At 73.3% G+C, this 20250-nt stretch carries 14 protein-coding genes; 3 read left to right on the forward strand and 11 right to left on the reverse strand.

The genetic code is table 11. The features are described from left to right. Positions 1 to 30: 30 nt before the first annotated feature. From RY076_RS04500 to RY076_RS04530, 7 genes are all read right to left on the reverse strand, one after another. Positions 31 to 693, reverse strand: a complete 663-nt coding sequence (locus tag RY076_RS04500) for a DedA family protein (protein ID WP_323096416.1) — start codon at positions 691 to 693, stop codon at positions 31 to 33. A 118-nt stretch (positions 694 to 811) separates the two neighbouring features. Then, complete coding sequence (locus RY076_RS04505) at positions 812 to 1207, reverse strand: hypothetical protein (protein ID WP_323096417.1); 396 nt, start codon at positions 1205 to 1207, stop codon at positions 812 to 814. A gap of 48 nt (positions 1208 to 1255) precedes the next feature. After that, the gene (locus RY076_RS04510; RefSeq protein ID WP_323096418.1) at positions 1256 to 2479 is read right to left on the reverse strand and encodes an MFS transporter; all 1224 of its coding nucleotides are present in this window, start codon (positions 2477 to 2479) and stop codon (positions 1256 to 1258) included. A gap of 47 nt (positions 2480 to 2526) precedes the next feature. Continuing rightward, positions 2527 to 3276, reverse strand: coding sequence for a respiratory nitrate reductase subunit gamma (narI, locus tag RY076_RS04515; RefSeq protein ID WP_323096419.1), 750 nt, complete (start codon positions 3274 to 3276; stop codon positions 2527 to 2529). Further along, a complete protein-coding gene (narJ, locus tag RY076_RS04520) occupies positions 3273 to 3974 on the reverse strand; it encodes a nitrate reductase molybdenum cofactor assembly chaperone (RefSeq protein ID WP_323096420.1) in 702 nt (233 codons plus the stop codon). Before narJ ends, narI begins: the two co-directional genes overlap by 4 nt. Further along, positions 3971 to 5638 carry a nitrate reductase subunit beta gene (gene narH, locus RY076_RS04525; RefSeq protein ID WP_323096421.1) on the reverse strand — a complete coding sequence of 556 codons (1668 nt, stop codon included), beginning with the start codon at positions 5636 to 5638 and terminating at the stop codon, positions 3971 to 3973. The genes narJ and narH overlap by 4 nt, the downstream gene beginning before the upstream one ends. Then, positions 5638 to 9363, reverse strand: coding sequence for a nitrate reductase subunit alpha (locus tag RY076_RS04530; protein ID WP_323096422.1), 3726 nt, complete (start codon positions 9361 to 9363; stop codon positions 5638 to 5640). The genes narH and RY076_RS04530 overlap by 1 nt, the downstream gene beginning before the upstream one ends. Before the next feature lie 211 nt (positions 9364 to 9574). On the opposite strand from RY076_RS04530, the gene RY076_RS04535 reads away from it, so the two are divergent. Together RY076_RS04535 and RY076_RS04540 are read left to right on the forward strand one after the other, a co-directional pair. Further along, positions 9575 to 10303 carry a helix-turn-helix transcriptional regulator gene (locus tag RY076_RS04535; RefSeq protein WP_323096423.1) on the forward strand — a complete coding sequence of 243 codons (729 nt, stop codon included), beginning with the start codon at positions 9575 to 9577 and terminating at the stop codon, positions 10301 to 10303. Between the two features lie 144 nt (positions 10304 to 10447). Then, positions 10448 to 11248 carry a helix-turn-helix transcriptional regulator gene (locus tag RY076_RS04540; protein WP_323096424.1) on the forward strand — a complete coding sequence of 267 codons (801 nt, stop codon included), beginning with the start codon at positions 10448 to 10450 and terminating at the stop codon, positions 11246 to 11248. A 24-nt stretch (positions 11249 to 11272) separates the two neighbouring features. Here the strand turns inward: RY076_RS04540 and RY076_RS04545 are convergent, their stop codons facing one another. Then, entirely contained in the window at positions 11273 to 11794 is a 522-nt protein-coding gene (locus RY076_RS04545) for a YbhB/YbcL family Raf kinase inhibitor-like protein (protein WP_323096425.1), read from the reverse strand. Between the two features lie 229 nt (positions 11795 to 12023). On the opposite strand from RY076_RS04545, the gene RY076_RS04550 reads away from it, so the two are divergent. Continuing rightward, the gene (locus RY076_RS04550; protein ID WP_323096426.1) at positions 12024 to 14726 is read left to right on the forward strand and encodes an alkaline phosphatase family protein; all 2703 of its coding nucleotides are present in this window, start codon (positions 12024 to 12026) and stop codon (positions 14724 to 14726) included. On the opposite strand, the gene RY076_RS04555 is transcribed toward RY076_RS04550, so the two are convergent. Genes RY076_RS04555 through lysX form a run of 3 tightly spaced genes read right to left on the reverse strand, consistent with a single transcriptional unit; the run spans position 14704 to position 20121 of the window. Next, positions 14704 to 15684, reverse strand: a complete 981-nt coding sequence (locus RY076_RS04555) for an SGNH/GDSL hydrolase family protein (RefSeq protein WP_323096427.1) — start codon at positions 15682 to 15684, stop codon at positions 14704 to 14706. The two genes, RY076_RS04550 and RY076_RS04555, sit on opposite strands and share 23 nt — an antisense overlap. Further along, complete coding sequence (locus RY076_RS04560; RefSeq protein ID WP_323096428.1) at positions 15677 to 16789, reverse strand: alpha/beta hydrolase; 1113 nt, start codon at positions 16787 to 16789, stop codon at positions 15677 to 15679. The genes RY076_RS04555 and RY076_RS04560 overlap by 8 nt, the downstream gene beginning before the upstream one ends. Continuing rightward, positions 16780 to 20121 carry a bifunctional lysylphosphatidylglycerol synthetase/lysine--tRNA ligase LysX gene (lysX, locus tag RY076_RS04565; protein WP_323096429.1) on the reverse strand — a complete coding sequence of 1114 codons (3342 nt, stop codon included), beginning with the start codon at positions 20119 to 20121 and terminating at the stop codon, positions 16780 to 16782. Before lysX ends, RY076_RS04560 begins: the two co-directional genes overlap by 10 nt. Positions 20122 to 20250 lie beyond the last annotated feature (129 nt).

Raw genomic sequence — 20250 nt, forward strand, 5'->3', positions numbered from 1 at the left:
CCGGCCGGGCCGAGCCACCGGCGCGACGCGTCAGGTGGGCTCGACGTCGGAGGCGTTGACGCTGTCGCGCTCGTCGGACCGCTCGGCACGGTGGCGCTTCACCTGCCACACCACGACCGCGACGACCACGAGTGCCGCCACGACGATCGCCGCACCCCGCCCGAGGTAGCCCTCGACCTTGGCGTACGAGCGCCCGGCCACGTAGCCGATCGTCACGACGGTCGCGCCCCAGGCGATCCCGCCGGCGGCGTTCCACGCCAGGAACGTCGGGTAGTGCATCCGCGACATGCCGGCCAGCGCCGGCATGACCGCCCGCAGGAACGCCGTCCAGCGGCCGAGGAACACGGCGATGCCGCCGCGCCGGCCGAGGAACTCCTGGGCGTTGTCGATGCGGTCGCGGTGCCGGTCGAAAGCGCGCAGCTGGACGACGCGTCCGCCGAGGTGGCGGCCGACCTCGAAGCCGACGCTGTCGCCGACGACCGCCGCGAGGACGACGACGAGGAGCACGGCCGCGTAGGGCACGTGCCCGAGCGAGGCGGCGACGCCACCGAGGATGGCGACGGTCTCGCCCGGGATGATGAACCCGACGAAGATGGCGTCCTCGGCGAAGACGACGAGCCCGACGACGACCAGGACGAGCCACAACGGGGCCTGCAGGATCTGCTGCATGGCCGTGTCGAAGAACTGGGTCACGGTTCGGCTCCTCGTCCGCTCGTGGTCCGCCGGCGATCGGTGCCCCGGGTTCGAGGGTGTGGCGTGCCTCCAGTCTCGGAAAGGAGTCTGGACGTCCGCTGGGAGGCGGCGGCCGGGGTCAGGTGCCGAGGACGAAGTCGACCGGGTCGATGCCGAGCACGAGCATGAGCGCCGACGCCCCGGCGACCGCGGCGAGCACGCCGGCACCGATCCCGACGAGCGCGGCGCCCCACGTGCGGGCGGGTCCGCGGGCCGCGGACCACGCCAGCAGGGGGCCGCCGACGAGGGCGATGCACGCGCCGGTCGCCAGGGCCAGGATGTACCGGTGCTCGTCGGGCGGGGCGACGCCAGACTCGGGTGAGAGCACGAGGAAGCCGCCGTAGCCGATGGCGTGCATGACGAGCAGCGCCCACGCGAGCACGGCCAGGCCCCCCGTGGCGAGCACGCCGAGCCCGAGGGCCCACGCGACCGCGCGGGCGGGGTCGGTCGGCGACCCGGACGCGGAGGAGGACATGCCCGGAGCGTGACAGGCCGGCGCCGGCGGCCGCGTCAGTACGCGCACTCAGGCGTGGCGGCCCCGGTCGCGGATGCCGAGCTGGGAGAAGGCGAAGGCGCCGAGCGCCACGAGCGTCAGCAGGAGGAGCCCGACCCCGTACGCGGGCAGGAGCTTCTCGTACGTCGCACCGAGGACGAGGGGCGGGAAGTAGCCGCCGAGCCCGCCGGCCGCGCCGACGAGGCCCGTGACGCTGCCGACGCGCGCCGGTGGTGCCGCCTGGGCGACCCAGGCGAAGACGCCGCCGGTGCCGAGCCCGAGGAAGAAGGCCATCGCGACGAAGGAGATCCCGGCCGACACCTCGAGCGGCGGTCGGAACGACAGGACGACGGCCATGACGGCCGTGCCGGCGAGCGAGATGCCGAGCACCGACCGGGGGCCGATGCGGTCGCTGAGGATGCCGCCGAGGGGCCGGGCGACGACGGCGGCGATCGCGAAGCCCGCCGTGCGGGTGCCGGCGGCCGTGAGGTCGAAGGAGTAGACGTCCTTCAGGTAGGTGGGCAGGTAGGTGGAGAAGGCGACGAACCCGCCGAAGACGACGGCGTAGAGGAACGACATCTGCCATGTGATGGGCAGGCGCGCCGCGGCCGCGAGCTTCGGCACGACCGGGTCGGTGTTCGGCGCCCAGGCCGGGGAGTTGCGCATGCCGAACCAGCAGATGGCCGCGACGACGACGAGCGCGGCGGCGAGGATCACGTGCGTCATCGTGTAGCCGAACCACGTGACGAACCGCGGGGTGAAGAACGCCGAGAGCGCCGTGCCGCCCATGCCCGCCCCGAACAGGCCGGTGGCGAAACCACGTCGGTCTGCCGTGAACCAGGCGTTGACGAAGGGGATGCCGACGGCGAACGTCGTGCCGGCGATGCCGAGGAAGAACCCGAAGAGCAGGAGCAGCCCGTACGACTTGGCGTTGCCGGCGACGGCGACGAGCAGGACGAACGGCACGCTCGCGAGCGTGAGGACCGGGAACATCAGCCGCCCGCCGAAACGGTCGGTCAGCGCGCCGACCGGGATCCGCCCGACGGCGCCGACGAGCACCGGCGTCGCGACGAGTAGGGCCTTCTGGCTGCTCGAGAGGCCGAGCTGCGCGGTGTAGCGCACGCCGAGCGGTCCGATGATGTTCCAGGCCCAGAAGGTGATGGTGAAGGCGAGCAGCGCCAGGCCGAGGTTCCGGTTCTGGCCGGAGAGGTCGGGGGCGGTGGACGCCGCGGTCTCGGTCGCCGTGCGGCTCATCGGGACTCCTTGGGGTGCGGTGGTGCGGGGATCGACGTGCGGGCCGGTCACTGGCGGCGGTCGCGGTCGGACGTCCCGACGCTGCTCCAGCCGGGTCGGGCCGAGCGGGCGCCGGTCGTCGCGCGGTCGCGGGACCGGTAGACGATGTAGGGCCGGAACAGGTAGTGCAGCGGCGCGGTGAAGGCGTGGACGAGCCGGGTGAAGGGCCAGAGCGCGAACAGGAGCATCCCGACGATCGCGTGCACGTGGAACTGGATCGGCGCCGCATCCATGGCGGCGACGTCGGGCCGCAGGAGGAACACCGAGCGGAACCACGGCGAGACGGTCTCGCGGTAGTTGTGCGCCTCGCTGCCCGCGCCGACGCTGACAAGCGTCGTCCAGAGGCCGAGGACGATCGCCGCGACGAGGAAGACGTACATGAGCTTGTCGTTGCGTGTCGTCGCCATGAACACCGGGCCGGTGCGCCGACGCCGGTACACGAGGATGAGGATGCCGACGAGCGTGCAGACCCCGGCGAGGCCGCCGAACAGCAGGGCGTTGAAGTGGTAGAGCCCCTCGCTGACCCCCACGGCCTCGGTCCACGACTCGGGGATGACGAGCCCGCCGACGTGCCCGACGAAGACGAGCAGGATGCCGAAGTGGAAGAGGGGCGAGCCGATCCGCAGCAGCCGCGACTCGTAGAGCTGCGAGGAGCGCGTCGTCCAGCCGAACTTGTCGTAGCGGTAGCGCCACACGGTGCCGCCGACGAGGCTGGCGATGCAGAGGTAGGGCAGCACGCCCCAGAGGAAGGTGCTCATCGGAAGGCCTCCGTTCGCTCGGGCGGGCTGGAGGGGGAGACGTCGCGCAGGGGGAGGAGACGCGGGTCGTAGGGGTCCAGGCCCACGGCCTCGACGGGCGGCGGACCGCTCAGCCCCGCCATCGCCATGACCGCGGCGCGGTCGCGTGGCGACTCGCCGGGGAGCGTCGCACAGACGGCCTCGGCGGCGGCGGCATACGGGGACTGCCTCTCCTGCAGGGCGATCCGCAGCAGCTCGAGGCTCGGGCGGTACTCCGTGAGGATCGCCCGACCGGCCGCCGGGTCGGCGACGGCCGCGAACTCCAGGACCATCGGCAGGTAGTCGGGCAGCTCGCCGTGGGTGTCGACGACGAACCCGCTCGCGCGGTAGGCGGCCTTGAAGCGTCCGAGCACCTCACCGCGTCGACGCGTGTCGCCGTCGGTCCAGTACGACAGGTAGAGGGCGTGCTTGCGGCTGAGGTCGAAGGTGTCGACGTACGCGCGCTGGAGGACCTCGAGCGGCGTCTCGGCCAGGTGGGCCACGAGCGGCTCGAGGGCGCGGGCAGCGCGCGAGTCCTGCTGCTCGGCAACGGCGTCCGCGAGCTGCGGCAGGCCGGCGAGCAGCTCCTCGCCCGGGTAGTCGAGGCAGCGTCCGGCGACGAGGTGCACGACGCGGTCGCCCCCCTCGCGGCGGGATGCGCGGGCGCGGCGGCCGATCACGGCTGCCCCTCGCGCTGGCCCGGGAAGAGGCCCGGCGGGGTGCCGTTGCCGTCCCAGTTGAGGAGGTTGACGCGTCCGCGCAGCTCGTCCTCGGACGTCGCCGTGTCGGTGGTCTGGCGCTGCTTGAGCGCGTTGAACGTCTCGACGGCGACCGGCGCCGGGCGCCCGCTGGCCTCGCCGAACGGGCCGGACTCGTACATGCCGGGGCCCTCGTCGTAGTCGAGCGAGCAGGCGAGCTCCTCGAGCTCGTGGGCCCGCTCGACGTGCGCGGTCGGGATCACGTACCGGTCGGCGTACTTCGCGATCGCCATGAGCCGGTACATCTCGTAGAGCGACTCCTCGCTCATGCCGACCGACTCGGGGATCGAGGCGTCGCCGTCGCGCCCGAGCGAGACGTCGCGCATGTAGGCGCGCATCGCGGCGAGCTTGCGCAGCACCCCGGTGACCACGTCGGTGCGTCCGGCGGTGAACAGCTCGGCGAGGTACTCGACAGGGATGCGCAGCGCCTCGATCGCCCCGAAGAGCACGTCCTGCGACTCGGCGTCGTGCCCCTGCGAGGACAGCACGTCGACGACCGGCGACAGCGGCGGCACGTACCAGACCATCGGCATCGTGCGGTACTCCGGGTGCAGCGGCAGCGCGACGCGGTAGGTCTTGGCGAGTGCGTACACGGGCGACCGCCGGGCGGCGTCCATCCAGTCGTCCGGGATGCCGTCTCGCCGGGCCGCGGCGACGACCTCGGGGTCGGACGGGTCGAGCATGAGGTCGAGCTGGGCCTCGTAGAGGTCGCCCTCGTCCGGCGTCGAGGCCACCTCCGTGACGCGGTCGGCGTCGTAGAGGAAGAGGCCGAGGTAGCGCAGCCGCCCGACGCACGTCTCCGAGCACACGGTGGGCAGGCCGACCTCGATGCGCGGGTAGCAGAAGGTGCACTTCTCGGCCTTGCCGCTCTTGTGGTTGAAGTAGATCTTCTTGTACGGGCAGCCGGTGATGCACTGGCGCCAGCCGCGGCAGCGGTCCTGGTCGACGAGGACGATGCCGTCCTCGGCGCGCTTGTAGATCGCGCCGGACGGGCACGAGGCCATGCACGACGGGTTGAGGCAGTGCTCGCAGATGCGCGGGAGGTAGAACATGAACGTCTTCTCGAGCTCGAACCGGACCGCGTCCTCGGACTGCCGCCGGACCTTCTCGACGATCGGGTCGAGGTGGCCGAGCTCGCTCGTGCCGCCGAGGTTGTCGTCCCAGTTCGCCGACCACGTGATCTTCGTGTTCTCGCCGGTGATGAGCGACTTGGGCCGCGCGACGGGGAAGTCGTCGCCGAGGGGCGCCTCGACGAGCGTCTGGTAGTCGTAGGTCCACGGCTCGTAGTAGTCGGCGAGCCCGGGCTGCACCGGGCTGGCGAAGATGCCGAGCAGCTTCTGGACGCGTCCGCCGGCCTTGAGCCGCAGGCTTCCCCGATGCGTCAGCGTCCATCCGCCGCGCCAGCGCTCCTGGTCCTCGTAGCGGCGCGGGTAGCCCTGGCCGGGACGCGTCTCGACGTTGTTGAACCAGACGTACTCGGTGCCGGCACGGTTGGTCCACGCCTGCTTGCACGTGACCGAGCAGGTGTGGCACCCGATGCACTTGTCGAGGTTCATGACCATGCCCATCTGGGCCATGACGCGCATCAGTACGTCACCTCCTGGCTGCGGCGGCGGATCGTCGAGACCATGTCGCGCTGGTTGCCCGTGGGGCCGAGGTAGTTGAACGTGTAGGACAGCTGGGCGTACCCGCCGATGAGGTGGGTCGGCTTGACGAGCAGGCGGGTCACCGAGTTGTGGATGCCGCCGCGCCGGCCGGTGGCCTCGGACTTCGGCACGTCGATGGTGCGCTCCTGCGCGTGGTGCACGTAGACGACGCCCTCGGGCATCCGGTGGCTCACGACCGCGCGCGCGACGAGCACGCCGTTGGCGTTGGTGCACTCGACCCAGTCGTTGTCGGCGGCCTCGATCGACGCGGCGTCCTGCGGGCTCATCCACACCGTCGGCCCGCCCCGCGAGAGCGAGAGCATGAGCAGGTTGTCCTGGTACTCCGAGTGGATCGACCACTTGCTGTGCGGGGTGAGGTAGCGGACCGTCACCTGCTTGGCGCCGTCCGGACCGAGGCGGGGCTCGCCGAAGAGCCGGTGCATGTCGAGCGGTGGTCGGTAGATCGGCAGCGACTCGCCGAGGTCGCGCATCCAGTCGTGGTCGAGGTAGAAGTGCATGCGCCCCGTCAGGGTGTGGAACGGCTTGAGCCGCTCGATGTTGACGGTGAACGGCGCGTACCGGCGGCCGCCCGTCTCCGACCCCGACCACTCGGGCGAGGTGATGACCGGCACCGGTTGGATCTGCGTGTCGGCGAACGTGATCCGCTTCTCCTCGGCGCCTTCAGCGAGGTCGACGAGCCGCTTGCCGACCCGTTCCTCGAGGGTGCGGAAGCCCTGCACCGCGAGGTGGCCGTTCGTCGTGCCGGAGAAGGTGAGGATCGCCTCGGCGAGCTTGGCGTCGGTGTCGATGGCGGGGCGGCCGTCGCCCGGGCCGCCGAGCATGACGCCGTTCTTCTGCGCCAGGCGGGCCGCCTCCTCCTCGACGCGGAAGGTGACGTTCTTGACCGTGAAGCCGAGGGAGTCGGCGAGCGGCCCGACGGTCGCGAGCTTGTCGGCGATCGCCGTGTAGTCGCGCTCGACCACCTGGAAGACCGGCATCGACTGCCCGGGCGTGCCCGGCGCACCGGTGGCGCGCCAGTCGACGACGCGTCCGCCGGGCTGGGCGGTCTCGCCGGGGGTGTCGTGCATGAGTGGCACGCTGACGAGGTCCTTGACCGTGCCGAGGTGGGTCCGCGCGAGCTGCGAGAACCGCTGTGCGAGAAGGTGGAAGAGGTCGAAGTCGCTCTTGGCCTCCCACGGCGGGTCGATGGCTGGGGTGAACGCGTGCACGAACGGGTGCATGTCGGTGGAGCTGAGGTCGTGCTTCTCGTACCAGGTCGCCGCCGGCAGCACGATGTCGGAGAGCAGCGTCGTCGACGTCATGCGGAAGTCGGCCGACAGGAGCAGGTCGAGCTTGCCCTCGGGCGCCTCCTCGTGCCAGCGAACCTCGGACGGCCTCGGCGTCTCGGGGTTCTCGCTGCCCATGACGTTCGAGTGGGTGCCGAGCAGGTGCTTGAGGAAGTACTCGTTGCCCTTGGCCGAGCTGCCCATGAGGTTGGAGCGCCAGAGCACGAGGGTGCGCGGCCAGTTCTCCGGTGCGTCGACGTCCTCGATCGACGCGGTGAGCGTGCCTTTGTGGAGGGCGTTCGCGACGTAGGCGGCGGGGCTCTCCGCGGCACCCGAGGCGACGGCGGCCTCGGCGTCCTGCGCCACCTGCAGCGGGTTGGTCGAGAACTGCGGGTAGAACGGCATCCAGCCCATCCGCGCCGACTGGGCGATGGTGTCGGCGGTGTGCTTGCCGGCGAGGTGCCCCTGCGCGAGCGGGGAGGCGAGGGAGTCGGCGGAGTAGCCGTCGTTGCGCCACTGGTCGGTGTGCATGTACCAGTACGCCGTGCCGATCATGGTGCGCGGCGGCCGGCTCCAGTCGAGGGCGTTGGCCAGGGAGATCCAGCCGGTGATCGGCCGGCACTTCTCCTGGCCGACGTAGTGCGCCCAGCCGCCGCCGTTGCGGCCCATGCACCCGGTGAGGACGAGCAGCGACAGGATCGAGCGGTACGTCGCGTCGCCGTGGAACCACTGGCAGATGCCGGCCCCCATGATGATCATCGAACGGCCTTGCGACTGCTCGGCATTCGTCGCGAACTCGCGGGCGATGCGGATGCACTGGGCAGCGGGGACGCCGGTGACCTCGGCCTGCCAGGCGGGGGTGTACGGCGTCGAGACGTCGTCGTAGCCGCCGGCCCACTCGCCGGGCAGGCCATGTCGACCGACGCCGTACTGGGCGAGCATGAGGTCGAGGACCGTCGTGACGAGGTGGTCGCCGACGCGTCGGGCGGGCACGCCACGCCGCAGCACCGAGCCGGTGCCGTCGGGCTCGACGAACGCGGGCAGGAGCACCTCGACCGCGGTGGAGTCGTCGCCGGCCATCGACAGCGCGGGGGTGACGCCCTCGAGGTCGAGGTTCCAGCGGCCCTTGCCGGACTCGGCGTAGCGGAAGCCCATCGAGCCGTTCGGCACCACGGGCCGCCCGGTGGCCTCGTCGAGCAGCACCGTCTTCCAGGCACTCTCGGGCGCCGACGCGTCGACGCCGCCGAGGTCGGAGGCGACGAGGAACGTGCCGGGGACCATCGCCCCGGTCGGCTGGTCGCCGGCGGGCTCGAGGCGCACGAGGAACGGCAGGTCGGTGTAGGTGCGCACGTAGTCGCGGAAGAACGGCACCTCGCGGTCGACGAAGAACTCCTTGAGCAGCACGTGGCCCATCGCCATGGCCAGCGCGGCGTCGGTGCCGGCCTGGGCCGGCATCCACTCGTCGGCGAACTTCGTGTTGTCGGCGTAGTCCGGGCTGACCGTGACGACCTTGGTGCCGCGGTAGCGCACCTCGGCCATCCAGTGGGCGTCGGGCGTGCGTGTCACGGGGACGTTGGAACCCCACATCATGAGGTAGGTCGCGTCCCACCAGTCGCCCGACTCGGGCACGTCGGTCTGGTCGCCGAACACCTGCGGGCTCGCGACGGGTAGGTCGGCGTACCAGTCGTAGAAGCTCGTCATGACGCCGCCGACGAGCTGGATGAAGCGCGTGCCGACGCAGTGCGACACCATCGACATGGCCGGGATCGGCGAGAAGCCGGCGACGCGGTCGGGTCCGTACTCCTTGATCGTGTGGACGTGCGCGGCGGCGGCGATCTCGACGGCCTCGCCCCACGACGCGCGCACGAGCCCGCCCTTGCCGCGGGCGCGCTGGTAGCGCCGACGCTTGTCGGGGTCGGTCGTGATCTCGTGCCAGGCGGCGACCGGGTCGCCGAGCCGCCCCTTGGCCTCCCGGTACATCTCGAGCAGGACGCCGCGCACGTACGGGTAGCGCACCCGGGTCGGGGAGTAGGTGTACCAGGAGAACGCGGCGCCCCGGGGACAGCCGCGGGGCTCGTACTCCGGGCGGTCGGGCCCGACGGAGGGGTAGTCGGTCTGCTGGGTCTCCCACGTGATGATCCCGTCCTTGACGTAGACCTTCCAGGAGCAGGACCCGGTGCAGTTGACGCCGTGGGTCGAGCGGACGACCTTGTCGTGGCTCCAGCGGTCGCGGTAGAAGACGTCGCCCGCCCGGCCGCCTTCGCGGAAGACGGCACGACCGTCGGCCGACTCGTCCCAGCGCGTGAAGAAGCGGCCGGCGCGAAGCAGCGCCGCCGACGCCGGTCCGTCGATCTCGGGTGTCGGTCGGGCTGGCGTCACAGCTGCACCTCGCGTCCTCCAAAGCGAACCGGCGGCACCCCCGAACGGCGCAGGCGACGTCGTCGGCGAGGGCGGCCCTTGCCGGCCACGCTACTGCCGTTCGTGCTCGATGGGGCGGATACGGCGCGATGATCAAGCGAAATGTCCGGAGACCCGACCGTGCTCCGGTCAGGGACCGGCTATCCTCCAAATCCACGAAATCGGAGGAGTCATGGAGCGACGACCCGCGCGCGAGGGTTCACTCCCGGCAGCCCGCCGCACCGCGCTCGACCTGCTGCGGCAGCAGGCCGTCGCCGGCGGCCGACGGTCACCGGCGATGACCGCGTCGGAGGTCGCGGACGCGCTCGGCGTCCACGTGACGACGGCTCGTTTCCACCTCGAGCTCCTCGTGGAGAACGGGCTCGTGGCGTCCACGTACGTCAGGGCGGGGGTGGGCAGACCGCGGAAGGTGTACGTCGCGACCCCGGTCGACGCGCTCGTGTCGCGCGAGGCGTTCCGGGCCTTCGCGCAGCTGCTCTCCCGGTCGTGGTCCTCCGCTGGCCCCGGCGCGGACGGCACCTCGGAGGAGGCCGGCGAGCGGTGGGTCGCCGGACGTACCGCCGGCGACGCCCTGCCGCCTCCGGCCGCGACCACCCCGGGCGCCTGGCTCGGCAAGGTGGGTCTGGCCGTCGACCTGCTCGACGAGTGGGGCTACGAGCCGGAGGTGCGTACGACCGACCGCGGCCGGACCGTGGAGCTGACCCTGCACGACTGCCCCTTCCTCGCGATGGCCCGGCAGCACCCCGACGTCGTCTGCGGCATCCACCGGGGCCTCGTCCGCGGCACCCTCGCGGCCGTGGGAGAGGCCGACGCCGACGTCGAGCTCCGGCCGTTCGTCACGGAGCGCTCGTGCGTGGCCCGGCTCACGAGCGCCGCGGTGCCCGGCCGCGTCGGCCCCTGACGGCCCCGCGACCCGCGCGACCCGCGCGACCCGCGCGACCCGCGCGACCCGCGCGACCCGCGCGACCCGCGCGACGGACCCTGATGGCCAGACCGGACCGGTCGGTGAGGCATCCTTGGACCCGCACACGACAGGGGCTCGAGGATGGACGACGCAGACAGGACGCCGCCGCAGGAGTTGGCCGTCGCCGCCCCGGCGGCGGGCCTCGACCTGCCGGCCGCGGAGCTCAAGATGCTCGTGGCGGGCCTGGCCGCCGACTGGCTCGCAGGCCGCCGGACCGCCGGGTTCCGGCGCCTCGGCGAGGGCCTGAGCCAGATCGAGGAGGGCTTCGCCGCGATCGAGCCGACGGTCCGTCACGGGGTCTGCTCGATGCAGCCCCGGATGGGCTACGAGCCGCACAGCCGTGCCGTGGAGCTCGACGAGCAGTCGCGTCGTCGCGGGCTCGAGATGCGGTACGTCACGACCGAGCGCAGCCTCGCGCTCTACCCGCTCATCACCTCGGAGATGCCGCACGTGCACTTCGGCCCGGTGCCGTGCCAGCTGATGGTCATCGACGGCCGCACGGTCGTCGTCGCCGGCCCCCTGAGCGAGACCGGGCAGCCCACGGCCTGGCTCGCCACCCGGGCCGACCTGCTCGAGCGTTCCCGGGCGATCTTCGAGGCGACCTGGAGCCGCTCACGGCCGGGGGTCCCCGAGGGGATGGACCCGCCGTTCACGCCTCGCCAGTGCGAGGTCGCCCGACGCGTCGTCCTCGGCGTCAAGGACTCAGGCATCGCGCGCGAGCTCGGCATCTCGGTGCGCACCGTCGCCGCCGACGTCGCGCAGCTGATGCAGGGCGTCGGGGCGACGTCCCGGGCCGAGCTCGCGATGGTCCTGCTCGGTGGCACCGACCTGCCCCGCTCGCCGCGACCCCGGCCACGCACTGACGGGGCCGGGCGCGGCTGAGATCCGGCCAGCCCGGCGCCGGGCTCAGTGCCGGTAGGTGCCGTGGAGGACGGCCCGGGCCAGCGTCTTGAACGCGAGGTTGAACGAGACGACGGCCGGCGTCACTGAGTCGTCGACACCGAGCGTCGGCTCGGACACGGCGTGCACGACGAAGAAGTAGCGGTGCGGCTGGTCGCCCTCGGGCGGCGCCGCGCCCATGAAGCCCGCCTGCCCGGCGTCGTTGCGCACGTGGAAGGCCGAGCCGGGCAGCGCGGCCGAGGCGGCGCCGGTGTCGAGTGACGTGACGTCGGCGGGCAGGTCGACCAGGACCCAGTGCCAGAAGCCGGAGGGCGTCGGCGCGTCGGGGTCGAAGCACGTGACGACGTAGCTGCGGGTGCCCTCCGGGGCGCCGCTCCACGACAGCTGTGGCGAGGTGTTGCCGCCGGAGGCCACCTGCGCGTCCGACAGGGGCTCGCCGTCGGTGACGTCGGAGCTGGTGACGGTGAACGACGCGACGGCGGGCAGCAGCTCGTACGGGTTCGGGGTGACCGGGCGGTCGAGGCTCATGCGGGGCTCCTCGGGTCGAGGTGACGGCGTGCGGAGGTGGCACGTCGTGACGGTCCTGCGGGGCGGGCGACTGTGCCTGCCCTCGTCCCGACCCTAGACCGGTCGCCGCCGCACCGGCGGCTGTGGGGCGCGTCCCGCGAACCGGTGGTGGGCCCGCGCACCCGCGGCTACATTCGAGGCACGCGACGGGTCTCGCCGCCGGGAGGTGCGCATGGTCGAGGAGCGGGCCGTGAGTGGTGCGGACGTGGCGGACGCGGCCGACGCGGTGGGCCGGCGGCCGCCCCGCGTCACCGTGGTCGTCGTGCTGACGGCGCTCGCAGCGCTGCTCGACCTCGCCGTCGGCGTCCTCGTGCTCGTCTCCGGTCGACTGCCGGAGGCGCCCGCACCCGACCTGCGCGCGGCGCTCGTCGGGCTCGACGTGCCGGTCGCGGCCATCGGGTGGGTCTTCCTCGTGCTCGGGGTGGCCCAGGCGGTGCTCGTCGTGCTGCTCCTGCGCGGGGCGAACACCGCGCGCCTCGTGCTCACCCTCGTGCTCATCGTCCGTCAGGCGTACGCGTGGGCCCTCGTCGGGGAGTCCGCGGGCGGCACGCTCCTGGCGGTCGTGAGCCTCGTCGGCAGCCTCGTCGTGCTGGCCCTGCTGTGGTCGCGGCCGGCGACGGGCTTCTTCGAGCGGCACGACGAGCGCGCCGTGTCCGACACGGTGGCCGGCCTGTCGCCCGGCGCCCGGGCCGACGCCGGCACCCGCCTGCTCGACTTCTTCTCGCGCCTCACCGTCCTGGGCCTCACCGTCCTCCTGACGCCGGGGGTCGCGGTCGACAACGGCATGGTCCTCGTGCTGGCCGTCGTCGCCATCACCCTGGCCGGCTGGCTGCTCGTGCCCGTGTTCGTCCGGGTGGCGGCGCTGTTCGGATGGGCGGGCGCGATCGCGCTCGCCCTCTTCGCCAACGCCGCGGTCATCGGGCTCGGGCTCTGGCTGACGCCGGGGGTGTCGGTCGACAGCGTCGGTGCGGTCGTCCTCGCCTCGTGGGTCTACGGCGCCGTGATGGCGCTGCTGACGTGGGTCTTCTCGATCAGCACCCGCGACTACCTCACGGTGCACGCGGTGCGCATGTCGCGAGCGGCGGGGGACGGGCGCGTCGAGGACCCCGAGATGCCCGGGGTCGTGTTCGTGCAGCTCGACGGCGTACCGGCCCCGTTGCTGGAGAACGAGATCCGGTCGGGCAACCTGCCGACCATCAGCCGGTGGGTGCGTTCGGGCACCCACACGTGGACGGAGTGGCGGGCCCGCGTGCCCTCGACCACCCCGGTGAGCCAGGCGGGCCTGCTGCACGGCTCCAACGACGGCATCCCGGCCTTCCGCTGGTTCGACCGCGCCGAAGGGCGGCTCGTCGTGGCCAACCGCCCCGAGGACGCCGCCCTCATCGAGCGGCGGATCTCCGACGGCCGAGGGCTGCTCGCAGACGACGGCGTCAGCATCTCCAACCTCTTCTCGGGCGACGCCCCGACCTCGCTGCTGTCGATGAGCGGCCTGCGCGACAAGGACGTCCGGCTCGGCCCGTCGAGCTCGTACGCCGCGTTCTTCACCCACCCGGCCGGCTTCGTGCGGGCGGTCGTCATGTCGGTCGGAGAGATGGTCAAGGAGATGTTCCAGGCGCGGCGCCAGGAGCGGCGCGACGTCCGCCCGCGCATCCACCGGGGTGGGTCCTACGTCGCGCTGCGGGCCGTCACGAACGTCCTGCTGCGCGACCTCAACGTCGCGCTCGTCGTCGAGGCGATGATGCGCGGCGCGCGGTCGGTGTACGTCGACTTCGTCGACTACGACGAGATCGCCCACCACGCCGGAGTGACGCGGCCCGAGTCGCTCGCTGCGCTCTACGGCCTCGACGAGGTGCTGCGGACCCTCGAGACCGTCGCGCTCTCGGGGGCGACGCCGCGCCGCTACCACTTCGTGCTGCTGTCCGACCACGGCCAGAGCCAGGGCGCGACCTTCCGCCAGCGCTACGGCCAGTCGCTCGAGGAGCTCGTCGCCACGCACCTCGCCACCGGTTCCGGCGTCGTGGCATCGACGCGTGAGGTCGAGTCGTGGGGGCCCGTCAACGTGCTCCTCTCCCAGCTCTCCGCGCAGAAGAGCGTCACCGGGCACCTGACGCGACGGGCGCTGGGGGACAAGGGGCCCCGGGTCGGACCCGAGGTCACGACCAGAACGCCGGCAACCATCACCACCACGGATGCCGACGCCGCGGACGCCACCGGCGCCCACGCAGGTGCCGACGCAGGTGCCGATGCCGGTGCCGACGCCGGTGGCGACGCGTCCGACCGGCCGGAGACGGTCGTCGTCGGCTCGGGCAACCTCGGCGGCGTCTGGCTCGCCCGAAGCCCCGAGCGACTGCGCCTCGAGGACCTCGAGGCGCTGCACCCGGGCCTCGTCGAGGCACTCGCCACCCACCCGGGCATCGCGTTCGTCGTCGTCGACAGCGGCGCCGGACCCGTGGCGATCGGCGCCCACGGGTCGCGGGTGCTCGAGACCGGGCTCGTCGAGGGGGCCGACCCCCTCGCGGCGTTCGGTGCCGACGCGGCCGCCGACTACCTGCGCGTCGCGCGGTTCGACAACGCGCCCGACATCTACGTCAACTCCCTGCACGACCCCGTCCTCGACGAGGTGGCTGCGTTCGAGGAGCTCGTCGGCTGCCACGGCGGCGTCGGCGGCTGGCAGACCCGCCCGCTGCTCGTGCACCCGGCCGAGTGGGCGCTCGACGCCGACCTGCTCGAGCGCGACGGGCTCGTCCACGGCGCCGACCGGGTGCACGTGCAGCTCGTGCGCTGGCTCGAGCGGCTCGGCCACCGGCAGCATCTGCCGGCGTCGGGCGACGCCGCCGCCGAGGCCGTCACCGAGGCCGTCACCGAGGCCGTCAGCCCGACGACCACCGGCTGACGGCCCCGGCGTCCTCGAGGGCGTCGTACACCGCCTCCATGAGCAGGGCGTGGCCGCTCGCGTTCGGGTGGTCGCCGTCGTCGAGCAGGTCGCTCGTCGGGTCGCGGTCGCCGGCCTCGCCCTTGAGCGGCGTGTACGCGTCGACGTAGACGGCGCCGGTCGCGGCGGCCACCTGGTCGACGGTGCTGTTGACGACCTTCGTCAGGGCGTCGCTGCCGATGACGAAGGCGTTGCCCTGGGCCCGGCCCACGGCGCCGTCGACCGTGACGTTCCAGTACCCGACGACCGCGACGCGCAGGTCCGGGTTGGTGTCGGCGGCCTTGATCCCGTTGACGATCCGGGTCAGGCCGTCGTGCAGGCCCTTGAGGGTGTCGGTCCAGCAGGGCGAGCTCGCGGCGGGCAGGCAGGTCGGGTCGTCGACGCGGTCGAGGTCGAAGTCATTGGCGCCGACCTCGACGACGACGAGGTCGGCGTGGGTGAGGTCGCGGTGCGTCGCGGCGGAGTCGAGGTCGCGCTCGACGTCGCTCGTCGTCCATCCGCCGACGGCGTCGTTGTGCACGACGGGCGTACGGCCCGTGGCGGTGCTCAGGCGCGCACCGAGCTGTTCGACGTAGCCGGCGCAGTCGCAGGTGGTGGCCGAGGGCACCGAGTCGCCGAGCCCGACCAGGACGAGCGGGCCCGCGTTCCTCGACGTGCCGGCGCTCGGCGTGCCGCTCGGCACGGCTCCCGTGGCGCTGGGCGAGACGGCCCCGGCCACGGCCCGCACGAGCGTGCCCGGGCCGACGCCCGCGGCGACGGCGACCGCCACGAGGGCGGCCGCGCCCAGCGCCACGACGAGCCCGATGACGACGTGGTGCGCGCGCACCCCGAGGTGGCGGTGGTGCGGGTGGGGCCGCGGCGACGCCGGGCCGCGCCCGCCCCGTCCGGGCGGGCTGCGGTGGCGCCCGGCGTCAGCCACGGAACCCCGGCAGGGTCTGGCCGAGCCACACCATCGAGCGCCCGACGTACGGCTCCCACACGGTGTCGCGGTGACCGCCGGTCGCGAGCACCGTGGCCGTGACGTCGAGGGGAGGCTTGGCGACGCTGAGGAACTTCGAGGTCGACGGGTAGGACAGCGGGTCCTGGCGCGAGGTCAGCACCCACAGCGCGACCGGCGGGGGGCTGGTCCGCGCGAGCCGGATGAGGTCGTAGGCCTCGGTGCCCCGGGTCGTCAGGGGGTCGTAGCCGGCCGAGAAGTCGGGGCGGAAGTAGCCCTGCATGACGATGGCCGCGCCGAAGACGTCGGGGTGGCGCATCGACAGCGATGCAGCGCACCACGCGCCGTAGGAGTAGCCCATGAGCGCCCACGACGTGCGGTCGCGACGGGCGTGCAGGTGCGTGACGACCCACGCGGGCAGGTCGCGCGAGAGCCACGTGTCGGTCTGCGGCAAGCCGGGTGCGCCGTTGACGCACTCGGTGTCGAGGCTGGCCGGGGTGTCGATGCGTGGGATGACGATGATCGACGGGGCGAGCCGGTGCTGGGCCACGAGCGCGTCGGCGGTGGTGAGGAAGTTGAGTCGCGAGAAGGACTGCGGGCTGCCGGGGAAGCCGTGCAGCCCCTCGATGACCGGGTACGTGCGCGACGCGGCGGGATCGTAGCCGGCCGGCAGGTAGACGAGCACCTGGCCCGACGTGCCGGTGCTCGGGTCGGTCACCGCGTAGGTCTGCAGGCGCGAACCGGGCTGCGGCAGCACAAAGCTCGTGCGTCCGGTCGCGTGCGCCAGGCCTGGCCCGACGACCTTCGCCTCGACGACCTGCTTGACGCCGCCACCGTGGTGCAGCTGCACCTCGGCCGAGCGCGACCCGAGCAGGTCGGACCAGCTGGAGTAGAAGAGGTACTGGTCGTTGAGGGCGGCGCCGGCGAGGGCGACGACGACGACGTTGAGCAGCAGCACCTGGCCGCCCCGGACGGCGCCGCGGGCGAGGCGCCCACCCCAGCGGGGCCAGCCGACGACGACGAGGGCGAAGAGCGCGAGGGCCAGGACGACGAGCAGGACGATGAGGCCGGGGTCGGTCAGCTCCACGACGGGGTCTCCCGCTTCTCGCGGGGCCGCGCCGGCTCGGGGCGCACGAAGGGGAAGGTGAGGACCGACCGGATCGAGGTGTTCGTCAGGAGCATGACGAGCCGGTCGACGCCGAGGCCGAGGCCGCCGGTCGGTGGCATGCCCAGCTCCAGGGCATGGAGGAAGTCCTCGTCGACCTCCATCGCCTCGGGGTCTCCGGCCGCGGCCTTGAGCGACTGCTCGGTGAGCCGTCGACGCTGGTCGACCGGGTCGGTCAGCTCGCTGTAGGCCGTGCCCACCTCCATCCCGGCGACGACGAGGTCCCACCGCTCGACGAGCCCGCGCTCGGTCCGGTGCGGGTGCACGAGGGGCGAGGTCTCCACGGGGAAGTCGGTGTAGAACGTCGGCAGGACCGTGTTCGGCTCGACGAGCTCGGCGTAGAGCTCCTCGACGACCGCGCCCCACCCGGCAGCCTCGGGCACCGTGACCCCGTGCCGGGCCGCGACCTCCAGGAGCACGTCGAGGTCGGTGTCGGGTCCGACGCGCAGGCCGACGGCGTCGCTCACGGCGTCGAGCACGCGGACCACCGGGAAGGGGGCGCCGACGTCGACGAGGTCGACCCCGTCGAGCCCGGCACGGAGCCGCTCGGGCGTCGGCAGCGGGATGACGGGACGCCCGTGGACGGCGACCGCGGCCTCGCGCACGAGCCGCTCGGCGAGGTGGCGCATCGTCACGTAGTCGGCGTGCGGCTCGTACACCTCGAGGGAGGTGAACTCGGGGTTGTGGGTGGCGTCGGCCCCCTCGTTGCGGAAGCTGCGGCCGAGCTCGAAGACCGGCCCGATGCCGCCGACGAGGAGCCGCTTGAGGTAGAGCTCCGGGGCGATGCGCAGCGACAGGTCGGTGCCGTAGGCGTTGATGTGGGTGCGGAACGGCCGGGCCGTCGCGCCGCCGTGGGTCACGTGCAGCATCGGGGTCTCGACCTCGAGGAAGCCACGGTCGGCGAGGGTGCGGCGCAGGGCGGCCACGACGCTCGAGCGGCGACGCAGCAGCTCGAGCTCGCCCGGGTGCGTGAGCAGGTCGGTCGACCGCCGACGGACCCTCGCCTCGGGGTCGGCGAGGCCCCGCCACGGCACGGGGTGCAGCGCCTTGGCCTCGAGGCGCCAGTCCTCGACGAGCAGGCTCGGGGTGCCGGTGCGCGAGCGGCCGGTCTCGCCGGCGAGCCGCACGAGGTCGCCGGTGTCGACGTCGGCTGCGAACCGGTCGACGGACCGGCGTCCGGTGCGGGAGGACTCGAGCAGCGCCTGGACGCGCACCCCGGCGTCCTCGAGGGTCACGAAGACGACGGCGCCGTGGTCGCGCAGCTCCCGGACGCGGGCCACGACCTCCACGGCGTCGCCCTCGCTCCACGCGCCGCAGCGGACGCCGGGCACGAGCGCGAGCGGCGTGGCGGTGCCGCCACCGACGGGGTAGGGGTCCAGGCCGGACGCCCGGAGCCGGTCGAGCGTGGCGAGGCGGTGCCGCGACTCCTCGCTGCGCCGCGGCGCGAGCCGTCCCGCGTCGACGGACGGTCCGGCGGCCTCGACCGCGGCCACCTCGGCGAGGTGCTCGGCGTCGAGGACCGCACTCGTCGAACGGTGCCGGGCCGGCCAGGGCACGAAGCCCTCGAGGGCCGCCGCGGCGAGGGCGATCTGCGGCAGCGACAGCCCGTCGTCGTAGCAGAGGAAGCGCGGCGTCCACTCGGGGTCGTACTTGTCGGTGGCCCGGTAGAGCCGCTCGAGCTGCCAGAACCGGTCGAACAGCCCGAGCACCGACGCGTTGAGCCGGGTCAGCGTGCCCGACCCGAGCCGCGCCGAGCCGGCGAAGACCCCGCGGAACATGCAGAAGTTGAGCGACAGGCGCCCGACGCCGAGCTCGTCGGCGCGGGCGAGCACCTCGGTGACCATGAGCTCGGTCGTGCCGTTCGGGGCGTCGGGGGAGCGGCGCATGAGGTCGAGGGAGACGCCGCCGCGGCCCCACGGCACGAAGGTGAGCAGGCCGACCTCGACCCCGTCCGAGCCCGTCGCGAGCACGTGCAGGACGTGCCCGTCGGCCGGGTCCGCGGTGCGTCCGAGCGCCATGGAGAACCCGCGCTCGGTGTCGCTCGAGCGCCACTGCCGCGCGAGGGTCTCGGCGCGGTCGCGGTCCTCCGGCGAGAGGTCGGCCTGGCGCCGGACGCGGACGGTGACGCCGGACCGCCGCGCGCGCGTCGCGGCCTGCCGCACCCGCGTCAGGCGGGCGCTGTCGAGGTCGATGCGGCGCGGGTCGAGGACCGCCTCGTCGCCGAGCGCGACGACACGCATGCCGCGCGAGGCGTAGGCGCGCGCGCCCTCCTCGCTGGCCGCGATGACCGCTGGGAGCCAGCCGTACTCGCGGGCCTCGGCGCGCCACGCGTCGATGGCCGGCAGCCACCCCTCGCGCGGCCCGATCGGGTCGGCCGCGGCGAGGGAGACCCCGGCGGCGACGGCGTACGTCACGGCCGCGCGGCCCTCGTCGTCGAAGACGGACGCCTTGTCGCGCCGGGTGGCGAAGTAGCCGAGGGAGTCGCCGGCGCCTGTGCGAGCGAGCAGGCGCCGCAGCGACACCTCGCGGTCGGGCGACCACCGGTTGACCGGGCGCGCCGAGGCGAGGAAGAGGGTGACGGCCACGAGGATCGTCAGGCCGACGCAGAGGGCCACGACGTCGACGACCCACGGCGGCACGAAGCCGCCGGGCCGCGGCGACACCCCGCCGAGGACGGCGAAGACCGTGCCGACGACGGCGCGGGCCTGCGACCGCGGCACCCCCACCGCGCCGAGGAGGACCCAGGCGACGCCCAGCGTCGCCACCGAGCCGACGACGAGGGCGACCGCCGCGAGCCATCCCGAGCCCCGCTGCAGGCGTCCGGTGAACTGTCCGCGCAGGCGCCACAGCCACCATCCGGCGGCGAGGGCCACGACGATGCCCGCGATGTCGACGACGCGGCCGAGGTCGCCGCGGGTCTGCCACATCCACACGAAGGGGCGCCGCGCCGGCGGCAGCGCCGCGACGAGGCCGATGAGCACGCCGAGCGCCTGGAAGGCGGCCACGAGCCAGAGGCCGATCCGCTTGCGGCCGAGGAGGGCCCGCGTCACGATCGCCAGCACGACGACGGACACGACGGTCGGCGCGACCGGCACGTTGAGCAGCCCGAAGACGACCTCCGTGGTTGAGGGGCCGGGGCGGCGTGGGTGCGACAGGGCGAGGAGCACGGCCGCCACGGTGGCGACGGCGTAGGTTCCGGTGAGGACGCGCGCTGCGCGGGGCGAGCCCGGGTCGACCGGTCGGCGAGTGGCCATGCCATGACGATGGACCGCAGCGCTGGACGTTCGCTGGACGTCTCCTGTGGACCTCGTGACGCGCAGGGAACTCTCAGGTTGTCGCCCTGTCCTGCCGGGTATCGCCATGGGGAGCGATCAAACGCGACG

This window comes from Intrasporangium zincisolvens (assembly GCF_034724055.1).
Classification (GTDB): Bacteria; Actinomycetota; Actinomycetes; order Actinomycetales; family Dermatophilaceae; genus Monashia; species Monashia zincisolvens.

What these genes read in the sequence shown, in the direction of transcription:
- RY076_RS04540 (WP_323096424.1), top strand. Translation starts at nt 10,448, where the DNA reads ATGGACGACGCAGACAGGACGCCGCCGCAGGAGTTGGCCGTCGCCGCC.
- narI (WP_323096419.1), bottom strand. Translation starts at nt 3,276, where the DNA reads ATGAGCACCTTCCTCTGGGGCGTGCTGCCCTACCTCTGCATCGCCAGC.
- RY076_RS04545 (WP_323096425.1), bottom strand. Translation starts at nt 11,794, where the DNA reads ATGAGCCTCGACCGCCCGGTCACCCCGAACCCGTACGAGCTGCTGCCC.
- lysX (WP_323096429.1), bottom strand. Translation starts at nt 20,121, where the DNA reads ATGGCCACTCGCCGACCGGTCGACCCGGGCTCGCCCCGCGCAGCGCGC.
- narH (WP_323096421.1), bottom strand. Translation starts at nt 5,638, where the DNA reads ATGCGCGTCATGGCCCAGATGGGCATGGTCATGAACCTCGACAAGTGC.
- RY076_RS04510 (WP_323096418.1), bottom strand. Translation starts at nt 2,479, where the DNA reads ATGAGCCGCACGGCGACCGAGACCGCGGCGTCCACCGCCCCCGACCTC.
- RY076_RS04505 (WP_323096417.1), bottom strand. Translation starts at nt 1,207, where the DNA reads ATGTCCTCCTCCGCGTCCGGGTCGCCGACCGACCCCGCCCGCGCGGTC.
- RY076_RS04535 (WP_323096423.1), top strand. Translation starts at nt 9,575, where the DNA reads ATGGAGCGACGACCCGCGCGCGAGGGTTCACTCCCGGCAGCCCGCCGC.